The following is a 22,210-nucleotide window of genomic DNA, read 5'->3' on the forward strand; positions in this document are numbered from 1 at the left end:
GAAATATCGGTCATGCCCTTGTTCTGATTTTGTAACCGTCAAAATCTTCGAACTTCACACGTCCAAACACCGTTTCCAGATCGGTGGCTTCCAGCGCTTCCTTTACTCCTTCACGATCCAGGGTTTTGGCGCGCTTCAAGGCGTCGGCGATGACATAAATCGCTGCATAGCCCTCTACCTCGTGCTCGCCGGGCTCATGCTGGAACTTGGCGGTGAAGTTTTTATGGAACTCCTGGAATTTCGGATCCTTTTTGTTTCCGTGCCATGGGCCTGCGGTCAATACCGTTTCGGCGAGCTCGCCGGACTGCTGCGCAAAGCCGATGATCGAGTGGCCCGCGCCGGTACCGACAAACATCTTTGGAGACAGGCGGGATTCTTTGGCTGCCTTCATGATTTGAGTGGCGTCGTTGTCATCCCCGGCGGTGACGATAACCACCTCGGGGTTAGCCGCTTTGATTTTTTCCATTAATGGCTTGAAGTCCAGCTCTCCGGCTTTATACTTTTCCAGCGTGAATGGAATGCCTGCGGAGTCGGTATATTTTTTGATGCCGTATTCATACACCGCTTCACCGAACGCATTATCTACATTGATATAGGCGATGGATTTCGGCGGATTGGTTTGAAAGTAGTCGCGCAAAGCGGAGGTGTACATTCCGGCTGTCGGGCTTAAACGAAATACGTAATCATAATCGCTCATCGTGGCTTTATCGGAGCTGCCATGATCGATCAGGTAAGGGATTTTATTTTCATTGGCCACTTGGGCTTCGACCAGGGTGACCCCGGATGAGCGTCCGCCGGTCAGCAGCAAAATGTCCTTATTGGCCACCAGCTTCTCCGTCGCGGTTTTACCCACCTGGGGCTTTTCTTGAGAATCTTCAATGATAATCTCGAGCTTTTTCCCGTTGATCCCCCCGGCCGCGTTAATTTCTTCAACGGCAAGGGAGTAGGCTTGCTTGAATTTTTCTCCGAATACGGCCGAACCGCCTGTCATCGGCAGCACGGCGCCGATTTTCAGGGTACCTTCACTGGAGGGGGCGGGCGTTCCGGCGTTCGAAGGTGCATTCGTCTCCGCAGCTCCGCATCCGCTGAGAAGCGAGCCTGCCAGAAAGACGGCGGACAAAACACCCCAATAGGCTTTACGTGAATTTTTCATGGCTTACTCTCCTCGTATCATATTTGTTGTAAAGCTTTGAAGGCCAATTTCCAGTTCCCCAGGGAACTGGCGACCGCTTTCAAAATTTCCAGCGTTGGCTCTTTGAAAATTGAATTGGGACTGGACTTTTCGAGATGCTTCCAGACAATAATTCTTAGGGTTATTCGGGGAAATCCTTCTCTCTCCTGTAGCATCGACTACTCTTAAAGTCTGCTTCCTCGGCTCTCGCTTGAACTTCTAACCCGCTGGCTGTCCCCTTCGGCAACCCATGCTCGAAGATAGCAGCTTCGAGGCAGCTCATGGACCGAAGTGAGTTCTCATATGCGAGGGTGATTGAACGGCGAGTGCGCTGGGGGCATCCCGAAAGGTCCAGTCCCTGAATCCCATAAAGAAAGGAGGAATCCCACGTGAAGTTGTTTGTCGGGATTGACGTGAGTTCGCAAGATTTAAAGGTGTGCATCATGGATGCTGGCGGCGATACCCTCCAAGCGTTCACGGTGCTCAACAACTACCACGGTGCCTGCCACCTGCGGGATCAGATCCTTGCCCAAGCCGACCGCATCAAGCCATCGGAGATTCACATCGGTCTGGAATCAACATCGGTTTACAGTTGGCACCCCGCCATGTTCCTGCATGAGGACAAGCTTCTCAGCGAGCGGCATACGAAGGTATTTACCATTAATCCGAAGCTCATTAGCAAGTTCAAGGAAGCCTATGTGGACCTCGATAAGAACGACCGCATCGATGCCTGGATTATTGCAGACAGGCTGCGTTTTGGAAGGCTGCCGATGACCGTTGTCGCCCAAGAGCAGTACATCGCTCTTCAAAGACTGACCCGCATGCGGTTTCACCTCGTCCACAACCTGACACGAGAGAAGCAGTACTTTCTCCAGCACCTGTTCTACAAGTGCAGTGCGTTCTCCGCGGAGGTGGAGAGCTCCGCCTTCGGCCATGCCATCACTGAATTGCTCCTTGAGAAATACAGCCTGGATGAGATCAGCTCGATGGATGTGGCGGATTTAGCCGACTACCTCAAGGATAAGGGCCGTAATCGATTCCCTGATCCGGAGGGTGTAGCGAGGTGCATCCAGAAAGCCGCGCGTGCTTCCTATCGTCTCTCAAAAGTCGTCGAGGACTCCATCGATATCATCCTGGGCACTTCTATCGAAGCCATTCGAAGTACGCAGAAGCAAATCAAGGAGCTCGACAAGGCGATTGAACGCATTATCGCCGGCTTACCCGGTGAAAACGTCCTGAAGACGATCCCCGGTATCGGCCCGATCTACAGCGCTGGTATTATCGCCGAAATCGGTGACATCCATCGCTTTGACGATCAAGCCGCTCTGGCGAAGTACGCTGGGCTTACTTGGCGAAAGAATCAGTCTGGCAAGTTTGAAGCCGAAGAAACGTCCCGTATTAAATCCGGCAACCGGTTTCTGCGTTATTACCTGGTTGAAGCTGCCAACTTGGTAAAGAACCGCGACGCAGAATTCGGAGAGTACTACCGGAAAAAATACAACGAAGTCACGAAGCACCAACACAAACGCGCCCTCGTCTTAACCGCAAGAAAACTTGTGCGTCTGGTCGATGTGCTGCTACGCAACGACCAAGTCTACACGCCGCGGAGGAAGGTGACTAACGCCTAAAGCTTCTCACCTACTTTCTGCGAAGCCCATTGGGAATTCCCAGTAAAATCGAGGTATATCCTGGAAAAAACGCTCGATTTTACTCAGGGTTTATTTCGTGATGCCATTTTTCCTGACTCAAAGCGATTTTCCATCAAAAGAATTTCCAATTACCGCGAATCAGGGACTTGACATCTTACCGCTGGACTTTGAATGAATTAAAGCTGAATGACAATCAATTTTTCTTCGGTCATTTCCGAAATGGCATAACGGATTCCTTCTTTGCCGATTCCCGAGTCCTTGACGCCGCCGTAAGGCATATGGTCGGCACGGAAGGTAGGAATTTCATTGATCATGACCTGACCGACGTGCAGCCCTTGTGCGGCACGGAAGGCGGCATCCAGATTCGTGGTGAAAATCCCGGCATTCAGGCCGTAACGGGATTGATTCGTTAGACGAACCGCTTCTTCCACCGAGGCGACGCGATTGATGATGACAACGGGGCCAAACACTTCCTGGCAAACGACCTTCTCTGACTCGTTGACATCGGTCAAGATGGTAGGGGGAATGACTTGTCCGTTGGCTTCACCCCCGGCCAGGAAAGTCGCACCGGATTGCCGGGCTTCGTCGAGCCAGGCCGTAATACGCTGCAGGCTGCATTGATTCACCACGGCGGAGACATCGGTTTGTTCATCGGAAGGAGCTCCGACGATTAATGTTTTGGCGGCTTCGACAAAGCGTTCCACAAAAGCATCGTAAATCGCTTCGTGCACATAAATCCGCTGGGTATGAATACAAACCTGTCCCGCGTAGGTGAAGGCACCGGTTAAAGCTTTAGGAACGGCTTTATCGAGATCGGCCTGCTCGTCGATGATGAGCGCCGAATTCGATCCTAATTCTAGGGTGATCTTCTTTAAGCCCGATTGGGAACGAATGAGCTTTCCTACTTCGGGAGATCCCGTAAAGGAAATTTTCTTCACTCGTTCATCCGCCAAGAGAACAGGCCCCAGCGTCGGTCCATCCCCTGCAACGACATTCAACGCACCGTCGGGAAGTCCGGCGTCCCGCAGCAGTTCAGCGAGCTTGAAGCTGGTCAGCGGCGTTTGTTCCGCCGGCTTAAGCACGATCGTGTTACCGCTTGCAATCGCAGGAGCGACTTTGTGGGCTACCAGGTTCAGGGGAAAATTGAACGGTGTGATAGCTCCAATCACTCCAATAGGTTCCCGGACGGTAAAAGCGATTTTTCCTTCCCCGCCTTTGGCCGCATCCATCGGGATGGATTCTCCGTACATCCGCTTGGCTTCCTCGGCGGCGAACAAGAACGTTTGAATCGACCTGGTTACTTCCATGCGGGCGGTTTTAATCGGTTTCGCCGCTTCCAGGGAAATCGTTCGGGTGAAATCCTCCGCCCGCTCTTCCAGCAATTGTGCGGCTCTGTACAAAATGCTTGACCTTTCATGAGAGGAAAGGGTTTTCATAAGTGCGTAAGCCTGTTCGGCTTCTGCAATGGCTTCCTCCATTTCCTCCGGTGTAGAGAGCGGGATTTCGGCAATGGTGGATAGATCATAAGGATTCTTTAATTCATAATGAAAAAAGCTCGATTTCCATCGTCCCCCTATAAAATTGGCTTTTCTTATTACAGCTGCCCCATTCAACGGATGTCCCTCCTTTTTCTCGCCTTCGTACGGCTCAAGTTATAAATAAGCAAAGTCCATGCCAAAGCTTTTTGTATCAAATAAAGGCTAGCGCATGTTTGGAGAGCGGCTGATAACCGAAAGCCCACACCTCAAGTGTGGGCTTTCGCACAGCAACTATTTAAAAATCGAGCGATTTCGCACAGTATCCGGGCGCTAGAATACCTCGCCAAAGTATTTCTTCACTCTCCGCTGTAAGGAAAATCGGCTGATCCCCAAGAGCTGGGCCGATTTACTTAAGTTCCACCGGGTTTGATGCAGAGCCTGCTCGATATATTGCTTCTCCAATCTCTCCAATTCCCGTTCCAGATGGAAAGCTTCCGGGAAAGGGCGGACGGTTTCGCGGACGGAGGCCTTTTCGCAGTCATTTTCCGCCGCTTTGAGATCCAACTGATGCAAGGCCTCGATGACGATTTCCTCCGGCAGTTGGGAAGGGGTGATCATGGTGTCATGGTTGAGGATGACCAATCGTTCAATGCAATTTTTCAATTCCCGCACGTTCCCCGGCCATGGATATTGGCGGAACAAGTCCAGTACGGCGGGGGAAAAGCCGGGAATATTTTTGTTGAGCTTTGCGGACAGCGATTTCAAAAAATGGTCGGAGAGCAGCACCACATCGTCTCCGCGGTCGCGCAAAGGAGGTAAATAAATGGGGACCACATGCAGACGATAATAGAGATCATTGCGAAAAAGCCCGGCATCGACCATTTCTTTCAGATGACGGTTGGTTGCCGCTACCACGCGCACATCGATCGCCCGATCCTTCGTGCCGCCTACCCGGCGAAGCTTCCGATCCTCCAGGAACCGCAAAAGCTTGACTTGAATGTCCAACGGCAGTTCTCCGATTTCATCGAGAAAGATGGTGCCTCCGCAGGCTAATTCAAGCAAACCGGATTTTGCCTTGTCGGCCCCCGTAAACGCATGCTTCTCAAAACCAAACAGCTCGCTCTCGAGAAGATTGGCGGGTATTGCGCCGCAGTTCAGAGCGATAAAGGGCATTTGCCGGCGATGGCTGCAGGCATGGATGGCATGGGCAGCCAATTCCTTTCCTGTGCCGGTTTCTCCCATAATCAGAATACTTGTATTGGTCTCGGCCACTTGGCGGATTTGGGCAAGCACGTCCAGCATCGGACGGGACCCGCAGATGATCGGAGGGTGATCGATAGGCTGCTCCCCCTGATGCCGGGGGGAACCAAGCTCCGCCGCCTTTTTCTCCTTTGTCCACACGCTTTCGATGAGGGTCAGCACATCCTCCAGTTCAAACGGTTTATCAATGTAATCAAAGGCTCCCGCTTGAAGGGCCTTGACCGTGGATTGGGCATCTCCGTAGGCCGTCATCATCAGCACGGTCACGTCGGGATTCATTTTTTTAATGTCCTTCAGAATCTCGATCCCGTTTTTCCCCGGCAGCCGAACATCCAAAAATACCAGATCCGGCTGAACCTCGGCGATCCGCTTCAGCCCCGTTTCGCCGGTTTCTTCGGTCCAAACCGAAAATCCCTCATCCTCCAAACCCATTTGCAAGGACAAGCGGATTACCGCTTCATCATCAATAATGACCACTCGCTTCATCAACATGCTTCCTCCTCTTCTTCGGTATTGTAAAGGAAAATACGGTGCCTTGTTCCTCATCTCCAACATCTTTGGCGTCAATATGTCCGCCGTGCTCCGTCACGAGCCGGTGTACGACAGACAACCCTAATCCGGTTCCCTTCGGATCGGTCGTAAAAAAGGGATTAAATATTTTATCCGCATGTTCGGGAGGGATCCCGATGCCATTATCCGAGATGTCGATGCGGAGTTCTTCGGAGTTTTCCGTCATGTGAATGACAATTTTGCCTTCTGCAGACGGGACCACTTTAATCGCGTTCAGCAGTAAATTCAGATAAATCTGTTTCAAATGATCCGGATCGTAAAAGGCGAAAAGAGGGGTATGCGTCTGTCGTACTTCAATGCGGATCTGTTTGTCCCGGATGGGCTGAGCGAGAAGGGCCAGTACTTCATCCAGTACTTGGCAGATGTCAACCCGGAGCAGCCTGGCAAGCTGCGGCTTGGCGAAATGAACCAGCTGAATGGTTAGCCGATTCAGCCTTTCAATTTCCGACTGAATTCCGGTGAGCAGCATATCGTTTTGCTCATTTCCGGCAATCCGCCTTTGCAGCACCTGCACGCTCGTTTTCATTCCCGTCAGCGGATTGCGGATTTCATGGGCCATACCTGCTGCAAGCTCACCCAGCGCGGCTAATCTTTCCAGGCGGGTCAGCCGGACTTCCATCTGTTTTCTCTCTTCCATTTGCCGGACCATTTGATGAAAGGCGTCGACAAGGATTCCGACTTCATCCTTCCTTTGCAGCATTTCCTCGTTTTCCTTTTCAAGGTGGAAGGGCTGCCCGTCCCGAACCTGATCAAACCATCCGGCCAGACGTTTCAATGGCTTGGCAATGTGGTGCGCCAGCAGGATGGTTGCCTGAATGACGAATATACTGGCAATGACGATGGTGATCAGCGTATACTTCTGGATATTGGTTAAGGCTGGGGAAAACGGATTTATCGTTACCAGGATGCCTATGCGCCAATTCCATGGTTCATAGGTATCAAACAGCAAATACGACTGATGAAACCAGGTATTGTCAAGGATGACCCGGCCATGAGGCTGATCCGTTCCGGACAGATGCAGCCGGAGCTCCGTCCATGGATCGGACGGCGCCAATAACATGACCTCTCCTTCGACAATGACCATCTCGTTCTTCCACAGCTTTTGGGTAAACTCGATACTATCCTTCTTTCCGTCTGTCAATGAAACGGCCCGGGCGAGGACTTTCTGATGGATGTGCTCCAGCTGCAGCAGCGCTTGATTAAGGCTTAACGCCGCTTTTTCTTCCATGCTCTGGCTATAGTTTTTATAAGCGGACCAATAGGAAATTCCCCCGACGAAGAGAACGGGGAAAATGACCAGCAGGAGAAAGGGAAGCATAATTTTGGTTTCAATGGAGGGTGAGAATGGGATCTTCTTCATTTTTCCTGTTCCTTTTTCTTCTATAGAATGTGCTGACCGTTACCAGACAGAGAAGAGAGACCAGGACGCCGGGTAAAGCCGGATTCGTCCATTCGCCTTCGAGACGGAAGAAGAGGATTTCCATGATATAGATCGAGGTGCCGCCGACAAATCCCGCCCATGCCCCTTCCTTGGTCGCCCCCTTCCAGAACAGTCCGCCATACAGGGGGACGAAGAACGTCGCGGCAAAAAATCCCCATATATAGCTGCTGTAATCGAGCAAAGTACCGGGAGGAATAAAAGCCATCAGCAAAGAGACGGTTGCTCCAATGGTAACAAGCCATCGGCTCACGCGAATCAGCTTCTCTTCAGTGGCTGGGCGTTTCACGGCATAACGATAAATATCCCAGCTGAAGCTCCCCGCCAGAACCAGAAGCTGGGAGTTGGCCGTAGAAACGGCGGCAGCCATAATGGCCGTCAAAATCAGTCCGGCCCAATAGGGGGCGAATAGGCGTTCCACTGCCATGGGCATGATTTCGTCTAACGATACGGCCGCAAGCTCCGGGGATAAGGCCCGGATTCCCAGGCTGGTGAAGATCAGAACGGCATACGTCGCAACCAGCAGGATGAGGGAGATGCCGATCATTTTGACTGCAGTGGAACGATCCTTCGCCGCGAGCACCCGGTTCATATATTGGGGATAGGTGGATTTGCCCAGTGCCCAGCTCATAAACATAAACATGCCTAAATAAAAAAGCGAGGACCGGTCTGCGGCCATTGGGGATGGGGTGCCCTGCGGCAATGAAATGGAAGCGGATACAAACTTTTGTGCAGTGTGCAGGCTTCCGCCAAGCTCCTGATAAACGAGGATGGCTCCGGTGAAAGAACCTATTAGAATTAACAAAAAATTGACCATATCTGTCCTGGCAACGGATTCAAAGCCGCCAAAGGTCGTGTAGATCAGGAATAAATAAACCAGTAACACAGCCAGCGCGTAAGGAATTTCCAGCATATGGCCGACAACGAGGCCAAAACCCCGAATCTGCAGCATGATATAAAACAGGTGGGAAAAAACGACCGCCATTCCGCCTACCGCCTGCAATCTTCTGCAGCCATAACGGACATAGAAATATTCCGGGAGCGTACGAAGGGATTTCCGGAGGGATTGATGGGCCAACCGGTTGGTCAAAGGAATAAAAAGCAGCGCCCCTGCGAACCAGCCCAGAACGCCGAACACGGACGGATACAGACCGAAGCGGTAGACGCTGCCCGTAATGAATAGCATGGAAGTGGCGCTAATCCATGATGCGCAGAACGTACAAACGCCCAGAAATACGCCCATATTCCCATGGCCTATAAAATAATCCTTGCTGCTTTTCACCCGATCAAATCCGTATTTTCCAAACCACAGCAGCACGATACTGTAGAATAAAAAATAGAGCAGGTACAACAGGCTATGTTCCATCCAAGCTCCTCCTTAACGGACTGCATACAAGAGACGATTCAACCATTCTGCGATGAATAATTTTACCAGTTAAATATATACCAAAATATGAACAAGATCTATTGGAAACGCATTAAATGGATAATTTTATACCATAAATGTTAAATAGATTGCATATCAAAAGATTGAAAATTGCTATAAAATGAACTATTAGCAAGTGCTGGAGGGAGGATTATATGAGAATCAGATGTATTCAATGGACAACTTTATTTGTTTGCATCATGCTGATGGCAAGTACATTGGCGGGTTGTTTCGGAGGTCATGATCAGGATTCCGATAATTCTTTCGGCAAGAACGGCAAACCGTATGCGGGCACAAGTATAACCGCTTACATGGGGGTTAGCCCTGCGGCGGATGTGATCAGGTCGATGCTGCCCGAATTTGAGTCCCAAACCGGGTTGAAGGTCAATTTGCAGATTTTGGCCAATGAACAGCTGAGCCAAAAGCTGTCCGTTCAATTAACGGCAGGCAGTTCCAATCCCGATGTCTTCATGATTCGCCCGTTGGAAGAAGTGAAGCTTTTTCATAAAAACGGTTGGGTACAGCCGTTGGATGAATATGTGAGAAGAAATCCGGATTATGACTTTGATGATTTCTCCAAATCAGCCATAGAATCTACAACGGCCGACGGGAAGCTGATTTCCGTGCCGCTCTCTACCGAACAGCAAATTCTATACTACCGGAAAGACTTGCTGGAACAAGCCGGCATACCCGTTCCCAAAACGTTGGATGAGCTGGAGGAGGCGGTAAAAAAGCTGCATGATCCGGACAATGGCGTCTACGGTTTTGTGGCCAGGGGGCAGAGGAATGCACTTGTCACTCAGCTTTCGTCTTTCTTATATTCGGAAGGCGCCGATTTTCAAAAGGACGGTAAAGCGACAATCAACACGCCGGAAGCCATCAAGGGGATCAGCAGATATGCCAATTTGTTGAAAAATTATGGTCCTCCGGGTGTTTTGAATATGGCCTGGCCGCAAGCGATGGGTGTGTTTGCCCAAGGGAAAGCGGCGTTCTTTACCGACGCGAGCGCGATCTACAGCAGCATGCTTGATCCCGGTACGTCGAAGATTGTGAATAAGGTTGGTTTTGCTATGTTCCCTGCGGGCCAGGCCGGGGCCAAGCCTTTTAATATCACGGCTTGGGGACTGGCGATGAATTCCGCATCGGCGAATAAAGAAGCGGCATGGACATTCATCGAGTGGGCAACCGGTAAAGACCTTGTCTTGAAATCGCAGCAAAGGGGAAACCCCGGAGCGCGGAATTCGGTATGGAATGATCCTCAAGGGGTTTCCGGATTTCCGGAGGAATATATCCCTGTCATAAGCGAATCCATACAAGTCGGGGTGGGCCATGACCGCCCGCAGGTGATCAGTGTAAGCGAGGCGCGCGATATCATAGGCGACATTGTCATTAAGGGCTTGTTAGGCGAGGATATTAAAGACGCAGCAGATAAGGCCAATCAAGCATATCAAGCGATCATCGACAGGGAGAAAGCCAAATAATACATCATTGCAGGAGACGTCGTATGAACATAAAAATGAACACCTTCGGCAAAGTGATCACGCTCGTCTTTTCTTTGCTTATCCCGATCATTTTATTATATGGATATTCCCATCAAGTAAGCATGAACGTGGTTCGGGAGACGGTTGAGGACGGAAATCGCAACCGGCTTTCTTTTTTATGAGCCAAATGGAATTAATGATCGAGCAGTTTACCAAGTATTCGGTGATTGCCAGCCGGGACTACAGTATAAAAGAATATTTGGAGGGACGCAGCACAGGCAAACCGCTCGATCAGGTGCAAAGAAAAATGCGGATTGTGGAAATGCTGAATATGCAGATTGCAACCAGCGGCTGGAACAATCAGATTATTCTCCATTTGTCGGATTCCAAGGAAGTCATATCCACCGACTATTCGGTTGAATACAACCAGGACTATATCGATCAGACGGAATTAAAAAAATGGCTGCACCGGGATACGGTAGTCTTTGGAGCAAAGCAGATGTTCTTTTCCCGAATGAGGGAATCCGATAACCCGAATTTACTTATTGAGGTTAGATTTACAGATGACAATCTAAAAAATATGCTGAATCAGCTGAAGCAGGGCGGGAGGAGCGAGCCTTTTTTCTATCTGGCCGGTAAGGAGCCGATCTTAAACCGTACGGCGGATCATACGCTTGTGAGCAGCGCCGTCGAACAACTAGACCGTTTGAAGCTGGGCAAGAGCGGAAATTTGACGATATCGCTGAATGAACAGCAATATATTGTCAATTATATCCGTTCGGAAAGCCTTGGCTGGTATCTCGTGGATCTGGTCCCGCTGGAAAGTATCTATTCTCCGATTACGGTCAGCCGGAATTTATTTTATACTTCGGTCGGTCTGCTGATGGTGTTAAGCATTTTGATGACGTTATTATTGTACCGGAATGTTCAAAGGCCGATTCAATTGCTGCTGCGCGGCGTACAAAGAATCAAAGACGGGCAGTATTCCGTAAGGCTTCAGAAGCAGCCCAACAATGAATTTGATTTTTTATTTAACAGCTTTAACCAAATGGCCGAACAAATCCAAGAGCTCATAGAAAAGGTATATAAAGAAACGCTCCGCTCGAGGGAAGCGACTTTGAAGCAGTTACAATCGCAAATCAACCCTCATTTTTTATATAATTGTTTGTTTTATATCAAGAACATGGCGAGTTTGGGAGAAAAAGAGGCCGTGGTGGCCATGTCTCTGAATTTAGGAGAATATTACCGTTATACGACCAGGCTCGAAAACCCGATGACCACCATCAGGGAAGAAATGAAGCTGATCCAAAATTATCTGGAGATCCAGACGATGAGAATGCAGCGTTTAGGCTACGAGATCGCGATTCCTGAAGACATGATGGAATTGGAAATTCCGCGCCTGCTGATTCAGCCCATTGTGGAGAATGCCGTCATCCATGGGGTGGAGAATCAGTTGGAATTCGGCATCATTCATATCAAAGGCGAATGTTCCAACGGGACGAATCGGATCATTGTAGATGATAACGGCGGCGGCATGTCGAAGGAGGCCATGACAGAGCTCCAAACCAAAATCAACGTGCCCATGGATGAACAAACAGGCTGCGGACTCTGGAACATTCACCAGCGTTTAATTCACATGTATGAAGGGAAATCCGGGTTGGTTTTTTCACCGTCACCCTTAAACGGACTTCGCGTTGAAGTGATATGGGAAACGGCCGGCGGTTCAAAGAAAGGAGAGGATGGAGATGTTCCAATTACTGATCGTAGATGATGAAGCCAGTGTCGTGGATAGTCTTGCAGATACTCTTCCTTGGCCTGAAGCCGGAATCGGCTCCGTTTATAAAGCGTATTCCGGATTTGAAGCACTGGACATCTTAAAAACCAATCCCATCGATATTATCATGACCGACATCCGGATGCCCGGCATGAGCGGATTGGAGCTTTTGGAGGAGGTCCGCCGCAATTGGAAAAAAATTAAATGCATTTTATTGTCGGGACATGCGGAATTTGAATATGCCAAGCAGGCGATTCAGCATAATACCTTTGACTACTTGTTGAAGCCGATTAGCGATGAAGCGATTTTATCGAAGGTGAAGCATGCGGTGGATGTATTGCAAAGGGAGCGCGAAGAAAGTCAGTCTTACCAGCGCGTGCTGAAAGCGTTGGAGGAGAACCTTCCGAAGCTGAGGGCCGAGCTGTTAAACGAATTATTGCAGGGTGTGAAGTATTCCAAGCAGCGATTAACGGAGAAGCTGGATTTGCTTAAGATGAGCATTGCTCCCGATTGCCCGTTCGCTTTAATGCTGGTTCGGATGGAAGGGCAGCTTTCGGAGCTGGATTTTTACAGCTTGTCTTTGATGGAATATGCGATCGGCAACATGGCGGAGGAAATATGCGAAGGTTATTTCCATCTATGGCCGGGTAAAGACGTTTACGGCTATTTGGTCTTCGTTGTCACGGTTACCGATGAGAAACAGGCGGAGCTTGCCCAAACGGAGAATAGGCGGGAGACCGTAGAAAATCAGCTGCAGCTTATGGCCTCCCAATTACAGCTTAGCGTGAGCCATTATCTGAAAGGGACCGTTTCCGTCTTGATAAGCAAATGGGGGTCGTTCCCCGATGATATGAATAGGCTTTACCAGGACAGCCTGTTATCCCTCCGCAGGCGGGTAGGAAACCAGAGCGGGCTGTTGATCTACGTATCCGACGAAATGGAGCAGCAGCCTGTCCATTCGCTGCAAAGACTATATGAGCCGCCCCTGCTTATCCATTTGCTGGAGTCGGGGAATTGGGATGCGGCACATGAAAAATTAACGGGCATCTTGGACGAGCTTCACATGAAATGGGCGGATTCCGCCGAGCATCTGATCGAAGTTTTTTTCTTCGTCTATGCTTCCTTCAGCTCCTTTGCCCATAAAAACGGCCGGGAGCTGGCGCAAATGATCGGACCTGTGTTGTCCGATGCAGCGGGCTTGACGGCATGCCGTTCGATCGCGGCTTTGGAGAACTGGATGTTTCAATCGTTTCGGCGGCTGCAGCAGTGTATGGAGAATGAAACGAGGAACAACCGCGAGAATGCCGTCCGCAAAATCCAGCAGTTTGTCCAAAAGCATCTGGTGGAGGATGTTTCTTTACAGGCCATCGCCGATCATATGTATATGCATCCTGTGCATGTCTCCCGGATTTATAAGCTGGAGACCGGAGAAAATATAAGCGATTATGTCCTGCGCCTCAAGATGGAAATGGCCGCTTCTTTGCTTGCGGATAACACATTGAAAAACTATGAAATTGCTCTCAAGCTGGGCTATCAGAACCCCAACTATTTTATCAAAGTGTTTAAAAAGTACTATTCCTTAACTCCGCAGGAGTTTCGTTTAAAGCTTGAAGAAGGAAAATAACAGCCCTATGGATGCAGCCGCCTCGGAACGAGGTTTGGCTGCATTTTTGTGTCGGTGGCCATCGGCCCAAAACACGTTAATTTTGTATCACGAAAGTTAAATAGTTGTCATTTTATCGTAAGTGTGTACACATTACAATGAACATGAAAGCAAGCTGAAACGATTTTGCACCCTATTGAAGGAGGTCTTTTTCATGAAACCATGGGTAACCAAAGCAATGGCCGTCACTTTGATGGCATCGGTTGCCGCAGGCTGCAGCGGCGGGCCGTCGGCAGGCGAAGCGCCAAAACAGGAGAAGCCGACACAAACGTTAACGTTCTGGATGAAAAAACAATTGTTCGAGGATCAAAATAAATTGATCCTCGAACGGGCTAAACAATTTGGAGCCGAAAATCAGGTCAATGTCAATGTCGAACTCATCGCCTATGAAGATTTTTATCCCAAATGGTCCGCGGCCATCGAATCCAAAACGACTCCGGATGTATCCTTCTTCGGATATCAGGAAGTAGGGCAGTTTTATGCCAAGGGTGTTCTGGAGGATGTAAGCGATTTGGTGAAAAAGGTAGAAAGCGATAATGGCGAAATTCATGAAAGCATGAAGAAAGCGATCAGCTTCCAAGGCAAGCAGTACGCCGTTCCGTTTTGGACGGAATCGCAGGTGCTTTATTACCGCAAAGATCTGCTGAAAAATGCCGGCTTCGATGCGCCTCCGAAAACCTGGGATGAGTTTAGGGCAATGGCGAAGAAGCTTACGGATCCTGGTAAAGGCGTATACGGCGCGGGGCTGGGCTACGGAAAAGGGAACTCCGACGCTGAATTTTTGACAAGAGCGATTATCTGGTCCTATGGCGGCTCGCTGGATACGAAGGACGGCAAGACCGTCATCGTGAACAGTCCTGAAACGATTGCAGCCGCGAAGTTTATCAAAGAGATGTTCACCGTGGATAAGAGTACGCCTCCAAGCTCCATCGGTTGGGATGACAGCGGGAACAACAAGGCGTATTTAAGCGGTCAGGCCGCGATGATTTTCAACGTCGGAAGCGTACTCGGCACGATCAAGAAAGACAACCCTGAGCTTTACGAGAATACCGGCATTGCTCCTATTCCGGCCGGACCTAAGGGAAGCGTCATTCCGGGCATCAGCAACAACCTGGGCATTTTTAAAGATTCCAAAAATAAAGACCTGGCGAAGAAGTTTGTCGAGTACATGGTGAAAGAGGATTGGTACAAAACCTGGGTGGAAAAAGGCGCTCCGCTGACAGGACCGATCTATCCGGAATTGGCCAATGAGCCGGTGTGGCAGGAAGAGAAAAACAAAGGGTTTGTGGAATCCATCAAAAGCTTTGCGTTCCTGGGATTCCCCAGCGAGTACAATCCGAAGGCGGGAGAAGTATTCAACCTGCGTTACGTGAACGATACATTCCAGAAGCTGTTGCTCGATGCCAACTATACTCCGGAAACGGCAATCAAAGATTTGCATGCCAAAATTGAAGAAGTGTACAACAAACAATAATGTCCAAAGGCGGTTAAGGTATCAGAGGCATTCTCCTGATACCTTAACCTAACAAGTAAGGCGGGGTGCGGCTTGAAAACCAATATAGATCATAAACTTGCCTATGTGTTAGTGAGTCCGGTAGTGATTTACCTGCTTGCCATCATGGTTCTTCCGTTCGGATGGGCGGTCTATTTAAGCTTTACCAACAAAGTCGTGGGTGTACCTGCCACGTTTATCGGTTTGAATAACTACATTGAATTAGTCAAAGACTCGTTGTTTTGGAAAGCCGTATGGAACACCATCCTGTTTACTGCGGCAGCCGTCATCGCCAAAACGGTGTTCGGCATGATTATGGCCTTGGTATTGAATGAAAAAATCGTGTTTCGCAATCTATTTAGAGTTCTGTTATTTCTCCCTTGGACAATTCCGACCATCGTCTCGGTCTTTACATGGCAGTGGATATACTCCGACGTTGGAGGCGTACTGAATTTCTTATTACTAAAAACCGGCATCATCAGTCAACCGGTAGGCTGGCTGTCCACTCCGGATTTAGCGATGTTCTCCGTTATTCTGGTCAATGTCTGGCGGGGCATTCCGTTCATGGGCATTGCCATCCTTGCAGGTCTGCAGACCATATCCAAGGAAATGTACGAAGCGGCTATGCTGGACGGAGCTGGGGCGGTCAAACGCTTTTTCTATATGACCCTGCCTTCCATCAAAGAAGTCACGATACTGGCAGCCGTGATGACCACGATCTGGACGCTGAACGATTTTGAAATCATTTGGTTATTGACCCACGGAGGTCCGGACAACGGCACTCAAGTATTGTCTACACTCAGCTATACGATAGGGTTTTTGAACATGAGCCTGGGTAAGGCGATTGCCATTGCGATCATGACCATGCCTCCGCTGATTATGCTCATCAACTATGTAACGAAGCGTTCGCTTTCATCGAAAGAGTAGGTGGTCCGCTATGGAAAGAAATTCATTAAGCAAGCAAATCATAGTTTACGCAACGTTGGCCGTTTTGTTGATCTTCGCCCTGTTTCCGCTGTATTGGATGATCAATACCTCCTTTAAATCACAAAGCGAGATCTACAATATGACCCCGACGTTCTGGCCTCATCACTTCGGCTGGTCGGCCTATGTCAAATTAATGGAAAAAGAATTTCTCGTCAATATCAAGAACAGCCTGATCGTTTCCCTGGTTGTATCCTTTGCGTCTATTATCGTCAGCATGCTTGCGGCTTACGCCATAGCCAAGCTGAAATTCCGAGGCAGAAGCATGATGTCCAAAGGAATCTTGTATGCCTATTTGATGCCGAGAGCGGTATTGTTTATTCCGCTGTATATGCTGGTGTCCTCTATCGGATGGAACGATTCCATCTACGGCCTGATGCTCATCTACCCGACCATTACCGTGCCGTATGCGACATGGATGCTGATTTCGTATTTTAAATCCATTCCCGTGGAAATTGAAGAGGCGGCGATGATCGACGGCTGCACGAGGCTTCGAACCATGCTTAATATTATCTTTCCGCTGTCGGCTCCCGGTATTGCGGCTACGTTCATTTTCGCTTTCACCTTGTGCTGGAGCGAATACCTGTACGCACTGGTCGTGGTGACCAAGAGCGTCGACAAAACGATTACGTTGGGCTTGTCCGATATGATCGTGGGTGACGTATTTGCTTGGGGTCCTCTGATGGGCGGCTCCATCATTGCTTCCATTCCGGTCATTATCATGTATCTCTTTACATCCAAATATATGGTTAGCGGCATGACGATAGGAGGAGTTAAATAATGACACAGGCGAAAAAAGTATTAGTGACGGCGACCAATTATTCGACGCTTTGTGTAGAAGCCAAGCAGCTGTTGGAAAGCCACGGCTGTGAAGTGATCGAAAACAAGCTGGGCCGGCCGCATACGTTCGAGGAGCTTAAGCCTCTTGTGGGCGATATCGATGCCGTGGTTGCCGGAGTCGATACATGGGACGAAGCGGTGTTCCAACTGGCCCCTAAGCTGAAGATCATCGCAAGATTCGGTGTCGGTGTAGATAATATTGATTTGGAGAAGGCCAAGCAATACGGAATCCGGGTCACCAATGTACCGGGAGGTAACGCCAACGCAGTGGCGGAGCTGGCCGTCGGTCTGATCCTGGGCGCGATGCGCAACATTCCGGGCCTGCATCAGTCGGCAAGAAGAGGATACTGGGACCGGTTTGTAGGGGCGGAATTGATAGGCCGCAAAATCGGACTGCTTGGCTTCGGAAATATCGCCCAGATGGTAGCCAAAAAGCTGCAGGGCTTTGATGTACAGCTATATGCCTACGATAAGTATCCAAATGTGGAAAAAGCCAAGGCGCTCCATGTCACCTTAACCTCCTATGAAGAAATATTGCGCGAATCCGATGTGGTCAGCATGCATCTGCCCAGCCTGAAGGAAACGCATCATTTTATGAACCGCGAAACCTTCGGCATGATGAAGGACGGGTCCTATTTCGTCAACACGGCAAGAGGAGCCGTCGTCAGTGAAGAAGCGCTCGCCGAGGCGCTGAAATCCGGGAAGCTGGCCGGAGCAGCTATCGATGTATACGAGCAGGAGCCGGTATCCGCTGACAATCCGTTGTTTCAGCTGCCGAATCTCATCACGACGCCTCATACGGCAGCGGAAACCTATGAAACCTATCATAAAGTCAGTCTGACAACAGCACAGGCGATTCTTGATGTATTTCAAAATAAGGTACCGGAGAACATCGTCGTTTAAACAGAAACAAGCGGGGTGAGAAGATGAAGCCGAGTGTAGTCGTTGTGGGCAGCTTGAATCAGGATATTGTGGTTCAGGTAGAGGAGCTGCCCCGGGAGGGCGAAACGCTGATGGGCATCGGCATGTCGGAGAGCCCCGGCGGGAAGGGAGCTAACCAGGGGGTTGCAATCGGAAAGCTGCAGGCCTGCGTGAGCATGATCGGCAAAGTGGGCTCCGATCCGCACGCCGCCAGCCTGATGAAATCGCTGCAGCAGGCAGGAGTAGATACCCGGTATATCATGACGTCCAATCGTCCGACAGGGTTGGCCTTCGTCACGGTCGACCGGGCGGGAAGCAACCATATTGTGGTTATTCCCGGAGCCAATCGTGAGCTGACGCCGGAGGATATCGACAGCCAACGTCAAGCCATCGAGAAATGCGAAATCGTCGTCTTGCAGCTGGAGATTCCCTTGAAAACGGTGGAATATACGCTTCGGTTAGCGAAGGAGCTGGGGAAAACGACGGTATTGAATCCGGCGCCGGCCCAAATGCTCCGTGACGAGATCCTGCGTTTTGTGGATTTTTTGATCCCCAATGAGCATGAACTGCAGAGCATGTCGGGTATGACGATAACGGACGCGTCTACTCTTCAAGCCGCGGCCCGGGTTTATTTAAGCAAGGGCGTTCGTGCGTTAATTGTTACGTTGGGCGGCAAGGGCTGCTGCTATATCGATCATGAAAGAGTACAGACCTATCCGGCCCGCAAAGTGAAGGCGCAGGATACCACCGCGGCCGGTGACAGCTTTATCGGAGGCTTTGTCGCGGGATATCTCAAGTATCATGATGTGGACCTAGCCATTGAACTGGCTCAAAAAGCAGCGGCGATAACGGTAACCAGGCATGGAGCGCAAAGCTCTCTTCCCACCTGGGAAGAAGTAGCCGCCTTTGACTTATCATAAAGAGGAGATGCAGGAATCATGAAACATTTATACGGTGTGACAACAGCTATGGTAACCCCATTTGACCGCAATGGGCAGGTAGACCTGGAAAAAGCGGCGGGCTTGACGGAGTTCCTGATCTCCAAAGGCGTGCATTGTTTATACCCCTTGGGTACAACGGGCGAAATGGTCAGACTGTCCGTATCCGAACGAAAAGCCGTGGCGGAAACCGTAGTCAAAACCGCTGCGGGCAGAGTGACCGTGTTTATCCACGTGGGAGCAGTAACCCTGGAAGATACGATAGAGCTTGCGCAGCACGCCCATTCCATCGGCGCTGACGGCATCGGCGTCGTAACCCCGATTTTCCTGGGCGCCAACGACAGGGAAATGGAACAATACTTTGCAAGCGTAGCTTCAAGCATTCCCGGGGATTTTCCAATGTATCTTTACAATATCCCTCAATGCGCCGCTAACGACTTGAAGACGGAAGTGGCCCAAAGATTAGCAGAACGATTCAAGAATGTGATCGGCATCAAATACAGCTATCCTGACTTTTTGAGAACGGCGGAATACCTTGGTATTAACGATGGGCATTTCTCGGTGATGCACGGCACGGACCGCTTGTTCCTGGCGTCTTTGGCTATGGGCTGCGACGGCACCGTATCCGGCGTATCATGCGTATATCCCGAGCCTTTCGTCGCCTTGTATCAGGCCTTCCAGGAGAAGGATCTGGAAAAGGCGAGACAACTGCAAAAAGTAGCCGTAAAATATTGCGAGACGTTGAGAAACGGAAGCAATATGTCCTACTTTAAAGAAGCGCTCAAAATGAGAGGCGTGGACGTTGGTTATATGAGAGCTCCTCAATTGGACCTGACTCCGGAAGAAAAGATGCAATTGCAAAACCGGTTAAATGAATTAAATAACGAAACGCGTTATATCCAGGCGTGATTTTCGATTAGGTCCTCCGTTTTCGGAGGGCTTTTTTCCTATGCAGGGACGCCATAAGGCCAACAAAAAACTGCATTCTTACTTGAAGTAAGCTTGTTATATATGATAGAGCATGCGGGCCATGCTGCAGGTCACAAAATGCCCCCCCAAAGCTTCCCGTCATTTCTTGAGCAAAGGAGAATGGCACATGAATCGTTTGACTATTCCTAGAGTTATATAAAACCCGAAAACGGCTTTCAAGCTGCTTTCGGGTTTTTCTTTGGACTGTGAGCTATTATTGCCAGGCGTGCTGCCAAGCTTTCTTGCTTCCAATATTTATGACCGTTAAAAACAAACCTCATAGCAAATAATTTATTTGTTGATATATGAAGGATGATGAAAGATGAAACATGGAGGTTATGCAAAATGCCCGATTGGTTGGAAGTCGCTCTTCGAACCTTGTTCGCTGTTGTGATTCTCTTCTTAATGACCCGACTCTTGGGGAAAAGGCAAATTTCCCAGCTATCTTTTTTGAATATATTACCGGCATTACGATCGGCAGCCTTGCCGCTTATATCTCAATGGATTTGGAATCCCATTGGTTATTGGGTTTTGTTTCGTTAATTGTCTGGGTACTGGTTTCCCTGGGCATTGAATTTCTGCAAATGAAAAGCAAAAAGGTACGCGACTTCATCGACAGCAAAGCGACTATCCTTATAAAGGACGGTAAAATTCTCGAAGACAACGTAAAGAAAGAACGTCTTTCTTCCGATGAACTGCTCCAGCAGCTTCGGAAAAAGAATGTGTTCAAAACAGCCGACGTCGAATTTGCGGTCATTGAACCAAGCGGAGAAATCAACGTTCTTCTCAAAAAAGAGCACCAGCCCCTAACCCCCTCTCATTTAGGCATTACCGTCGGGCCGGAGCCGGAACCTCAGACGGTGATCATGGACGGTAAAATGATGGATGAACCGCTGGCTACCATCGGATTAAGCCGGGAATGGCTTTATACCGAGCTGGAGAAGATCGGCGTAACGATTGAGAATGTGTTTTTGGGTCAAGTTGATGCTTACGGGCAGTTGTATGTCGATTTATACGACGATAAGCTTCAGGTTCCGGAACCGCAGCAAAAGGCTTCGCTACTGGCTCAATTAAAGAAATGCGAAGCGGACCTCGAAATGTTCGGGCTCTCTACGGATAATGAAACGGTAAAGCAAATGTATGAGCAATGTTCCAATCAGCTTAAACAAATTATTACGGATGTAAGGCCGCTGCTTATTCGATAACGATTTGAAAAAGGCGAATACGCGGGGGTATAGGAATCCCTGAGGCGAGATAAAATATCCCTGAACAGTTAGGAGGGAGCAGCTTGAGTTACAGATGGCCGAAAATGTGGATGATTTTCAAGCTTTTGATCTTGGTATTGCTTTTAACATCATGCGGAACAAATAAAACGCTGCAGGTAGGGATAGAAAATAACCTCAAACCGCTGAGTTATGTGGAGAATGAAGAAAAAAAGGGCTTTGAAGTTGAATTGTGGGATGCGATTGCCGAAGAAGCCGGATTTGAGTATAAGCTCCAACCGATGGGAATGGGGGAAATGCTGCAGGCGGTCGAATCCGGAAAACTCGATGTGGCGATTGCCGGGATCACCGTCAAAGGTGACAGGGTGAGAAAGCTGGACTTTGCTATCCCTTATTATGATACCGGTCTTGTCCTGGTTACTGCGGCGGATAATCAGGATATTCAGAGCACCAAGGATTTGGACAAAAAAGTGGTCGCTACGCGAATCGGAACAACCGGATATGAGTATATCGGCAGACAAAAGGGAATTAAAGAGGTTAAAGCTTACCCCGATATTGCCCAAGCCTATCAGGCATTAATCAATAAACAGGTAGATGCGGTCGTATTCGATGAGCCGAATGTGAAATATTTTATCCGGAACGGCGGTCAAGGGAAAGTAAAAACGGTGGGTAAAGTCCTTACTAATGAACAATATGGCATTGCGTTGACCAAAAAGAGTAACTATACCGGCCGAATCAGCAGAGCTTTAGAAACGCTGGCCAAAAACGGAACGTACGAGCGGATTTATATGAAATGGTTCAATGAAAAGCCGACATCTTTACCCGGCGATAAAGAATAAGTGACACCGCTCAAGGCTTTTGCCTCCCATTACCGCGAGCTTACAATCAAAAGCAGTTCGCCTCTGACGAGGCCAACTGCTTATTATATATGTT

17 protein-coding genes and 1 pseudogene are annotated in these 22,210 nt (G+C 49.3%); 13 read left to right on the forward strand and 5 right to left on the reverse strand.

The window, feature by feature from the left end:
- Positions 1-10: 10 nt before the first annotated feature.
- Positions 11-1,153 (reverse strand): ABC transporter substrate-binding protein, encoded by a 1,143-nt coding sequence (locus EXW96_RS22005; protein WP_174351410.1) that lies wholly within the window; start codon positions 1,151-1,153, stop codon positions 11-13.
- Positions 1,154-1,560: 407 nt separating this feature from the next.
- Here EXW96_RS22005 and EXW96_RS22010 point away from each other — a divergent pair, with 407 nt between their 5' ends.
- Complete coding sequence (locus EXW96_RS22010; RefSeq protein WP_174349928.1) at positions 1,561-2,799, forward strand: IS110 family RNA-guided transposase; 1,239 nt, start codon at positions 1,561-1,563, stop codon at positions 2,797-2,799.
- A gap of 197 nt (positions 2,800-2,996) precedes the next feature.
- Here EXW96_RS22010 and EXW96_RS22015 read toward each other — a convergent pair whose 3' ends face one another.
- The 4 genes from EXW96_RS22015 to EXW96_RS22030 form a co-directional block, all read right to left on the reverse strand.
- On the reverse strand, positions 2,997-4,433 hold the full coding sequence (locus tag EXW96_RS22015; RefSeq protein ID WP_217437466.1) for an aldehyde dehydrogenase family protein: 1,437 nt from the start codon (positions 4,431-4,433) through the stop codon (positions 2,997-2,999).
- A gap of 195 nt (positions 4,434-4,628) precedes the next feature.
- Positions 4,629-6,044 carry a sigma-54-dependent transcriptional regulator gene (locus EXW96_RS22020; protein WP_174351411.1) on the reverse strand — a complete coding sequence of 472 codons (1,416 nt, stop codon included), beginning with the start codon at positions 6,042-6,044 and terminating at the stop codon, positions 4,629-4,631.
- Positions 6,022-7,488 carry a two-component system sensor histidine kinase NtrB gene (locus EXW96_RS22025; RefSeq protein ID WP_174351412.1) on the reverse strand — a complete coding sequence of 489 codons (1,467 nt, stop codon included), beginning with the start codon at positions 7,486-7,488 and terminating at the stop codon, positions 6,022-6,024. The genes EXW96_RS22020 and EXW96_RS22025 overlap by 23 nt, the downstream gene beginning before the upstream one ends.
- Complete coding sequence (locus EXW96_RS22030; RefSeq protein WP_137670752.1) at positions 7,457-8,932, reverse strand: sodium:solute symporter family protein; 1,476 nt, start codon at positions 8,930-8,932, stop codon at positions 7,457-7,459. The genes EXW96_RS22025 and EXW96_RS22030 overlap by 32 nt, the downstream gene beginning before the upstream one ends.
- Before the next feature lie 215 nt (positions 8,933-9,147).
- On the opposite strand from EXW96_RS22030, the gene EXW96_RS22035 reads away from it, so the two are divergent.
- The 12 genes and pseudogenes from EXW96_RS22035 to EXW96_RS22085 all read left to right on the forward strand — a co-directional run bounded on the left by EXW96_RS22035 (position 9,148) and on the right by EXW96_RS22085 (position 22,116).
- The gene (locus EXW96_RS22035) at positions 9,148-10,473 is read left to right on the forward strand and encodes an ABC transporter substrate-binding protein (RefSeq protein ID WP_171005972.1); all 1,326 of its coding nucleotides are present in this window, start codon (positions 9,148-9,150) and stop codon (positions 10,471-10,473) included.
- Between the two features lie 23 nt (positions 10,474-10,496).
- Positions 10,497-10,655 (forward strand): hypothetical protein, encoded by a 159-nt coding sequence (locus EXW96_RS27825; protein WP_254611504.1) that lies wholly within the window; start codon positions 10,497-10,499, stop codon positions 10,653-10,655.
- Positions 10,652-12,244 (forward strand): sensor histidine kinase, encoded by a 1,593-nt coding sequence (locus EXW96_RS22040; RefSeq protein ID WP_254611505.1) that lies wholly within the window; start codon positions 10,652-10,654, stop codon positions 12,242-12,244. Before EXW96_RS27825 ends, EXW96_RS22040 begins: the two co-directional genes overlap by 4 nt.
- Positions 12,219-13,871, forward strand: coding sequence for a response regulator transcription factor (locus tag EXW96_RS22045; RefSeq protein ID WP_062410616.1), 1,653 nt, complete (start codon positions 12,219-12,221; stop codon positions 13,869-13,871). Before EXW96_RS22040 ends, EXW96_RS22045 begins: the two co-directional genes overlap by 26 nt.
- Before the next feature lie 193 nt (positions 13,872-14,064).
- Positions 14,065-15,384: an ABC transporter substrate-binding protein gene (locus tag EXW96_RS22050; RefSeq protein WP_174351413.1), complete on the forward strand. Its 1,320-nt coding sequence runs from the start codon at positions 14,065-14,067 to the stop codon at positions 15,382-15,384.
- Between the two features lie 72 nt (positions 15,385-15,456).
- Positions 15,457-16,329, forward strand: coding sequence for a carbohydrate ABC transporter permease (locus EXW96_RS22055; protein ID WP_174351414.1), 873 nt, complete (start codon positions 15,457-15,459; stop codon positions 16,327-16,329).
- 10 nt (positions 16,330-16,339) lie between these two features.
- Complete coding sequence (locus EXW96_RS22060) at positions 16,340-17,167, forward strand: carbohydrate ABC transporter permease (RefSeq protein ID WP_174351415.1); 828 nt, start codon at positions 16,340-16,342, stop codon at positions 17,165-17,167.
- Positions 17,167-18,129, forward strand: coding sequence for a phosphoglycerate dehydrogenase (locus EXW96_RS22065; RefSeq protein WP_137670755.1), 963 nt, complete (start codon positions 17,167-17,169; stop codon positions 18,127-18,129). Before EXW96_RS22060 ends, EXW96_RS22065 begins: the two co-directional genes overlap by 1 nt.
- Positions 18,130-18,152: 23 nt before the next feature.
- Positions 18,153-19,067: a ribokinase gene (gene rbsK, locus EXW96_RS22070; RefSeq protein ID WP_174351416.1), complete on the forward strand. Its 915-nt coding sequence runs from the start codon at positions 18,153-18,155 to the stop codon at positions 19,065-19,067.
- An 18-nt stretch (positions 19,068-19,085) separates the two neighbouring features.
- Positions 19,086-19,994, forward strand: a complete 909-nt coding sequence (locus tag EXW96_RS22075) for a dihydrodipicolinate synthase family protein (protein ID WP_137670756.1) — start codon at positions 19,086-19,088, stop codon at positions 19,992-19,994.
- A 405-nt stretch (positions 19,995-20,399) separates the two neighbouring features.
- Positions 20,400-21,259: pseudogene (locus EXW96_RS22080) on the forward strand (DUF421 domain-containing protein).
- Between the two features lie 83 nt (positions 21,260-21,342).
- Positions 21,343-22,116 (forward strand): transporter substrate-binding domain-containing protein, encoded by a 774-nt coding sequence (locus tag EXW96_RS22085; RefSeq protein ID WP_235594215.1) that lies wholly within the window; start codon positions 21,343-21,345, stop codon positions 22,114-22,116.
- The last annotated feature ends 94 nt before the right edge of the window (positions 22,117-22,210 follow it).

This window comes from Paenibacillus sp. JMULE4 (genome assembly GCF_013337105.1).
In the GTDB taxonomy this organism is placed as follows: Bacteria; Bacillota; Bacilli; order Paenibacillales; family NBRC-103111; genus Paenibacillus_G; species Paenibacillus_G naphthalenovorans.

Coding starts and splice junctions, on each gene's coding strand:
- EXW96_RS22030 (WP_137670752.1), bottom strand. CDS start 8,932: ATGGAACATAGCCTGTTGTACCTGCTCTATTTTTTATTCTACAGTATC.
- EXW96_RS22060 (WP_174351415.1), top strand. CDS start 16,340: ATGGAAAGAAATTCATTAAGCAAGCAAATCATAGTTTACGCAACGTTG.
- EXW96_RS22005 (WP_174351410.1), bottom strand. CDS start 1,153: ATGAAAAATTCACGTAAAGCCTATTGGGGTGTTTTGTCCGCCGTCTTT.
- EXW96_RS22035 (WP_171005972.1), top strand. CDS start 9,148: ATGAGAATCAGATGTATTCAATGGACAACTTTATTTGTTTGCATCATG.
- EXW96_RS27825 (WP_254611504.1), top strand. CDS start 10,497: ATGAACATAAAAATGAACACCTTCGGCAAAGTGATCACGCTCGTCTTT.
- EXW96_RS22045 (WP_062410616.1), top strand. CDS start 12,219: ATGTTCCAATTACTGATCGTAGATGATGAAGCCAGTGTCGTGGATAGT.
- rbsK (WP_174351416.1), top strand. CDS start 18,153: ATGAAGCCGAGTGTAGTCGTTGTGGGCAGCTTGAATCAGGATATTGTG.
- EXW96_RS22075 (WP_137670756.1), top strand. CDS start 19,086: ATGAAACATTTATACGGTGTGACAACAGCTATGGTAACCCCATTTGAC.
- EXW96_RS22020 (WP_174351411.1), bottom strand. CDS start 6,044: ATGAAGCGAGTGGTCATTATTGATGATGAAGCGGTAATCCGCTTGTCC.
- EXW96_RS22025 (WP_174351412.1), bottom strand. CDS start 7,488: ATGAAGAAGATCCCATTCTCACCCTCCATTGAAACCAAAATTATGCTT.
- EXW96_RS22040 (WP_254611505.1), top strand. CDS start 10,652: ATGAGCCAAATGGAATTAATGATCGAGCAGTTTACCAAGTATTCGGTG.
- EXW96_RS22065 (WP_137670755.1), top strand. CDS start 17,167: ATGACACAGGCGAAAAAAGTATTAGTGACGGCGACCAATTATTCGACG.
- EXW96_RS22050 (WP_174351413.1), top strand. CDS start 14,065: ATGAAACCATGGGTAACCAAAGCAATGGCCGTCACTTTGATGGCATCG.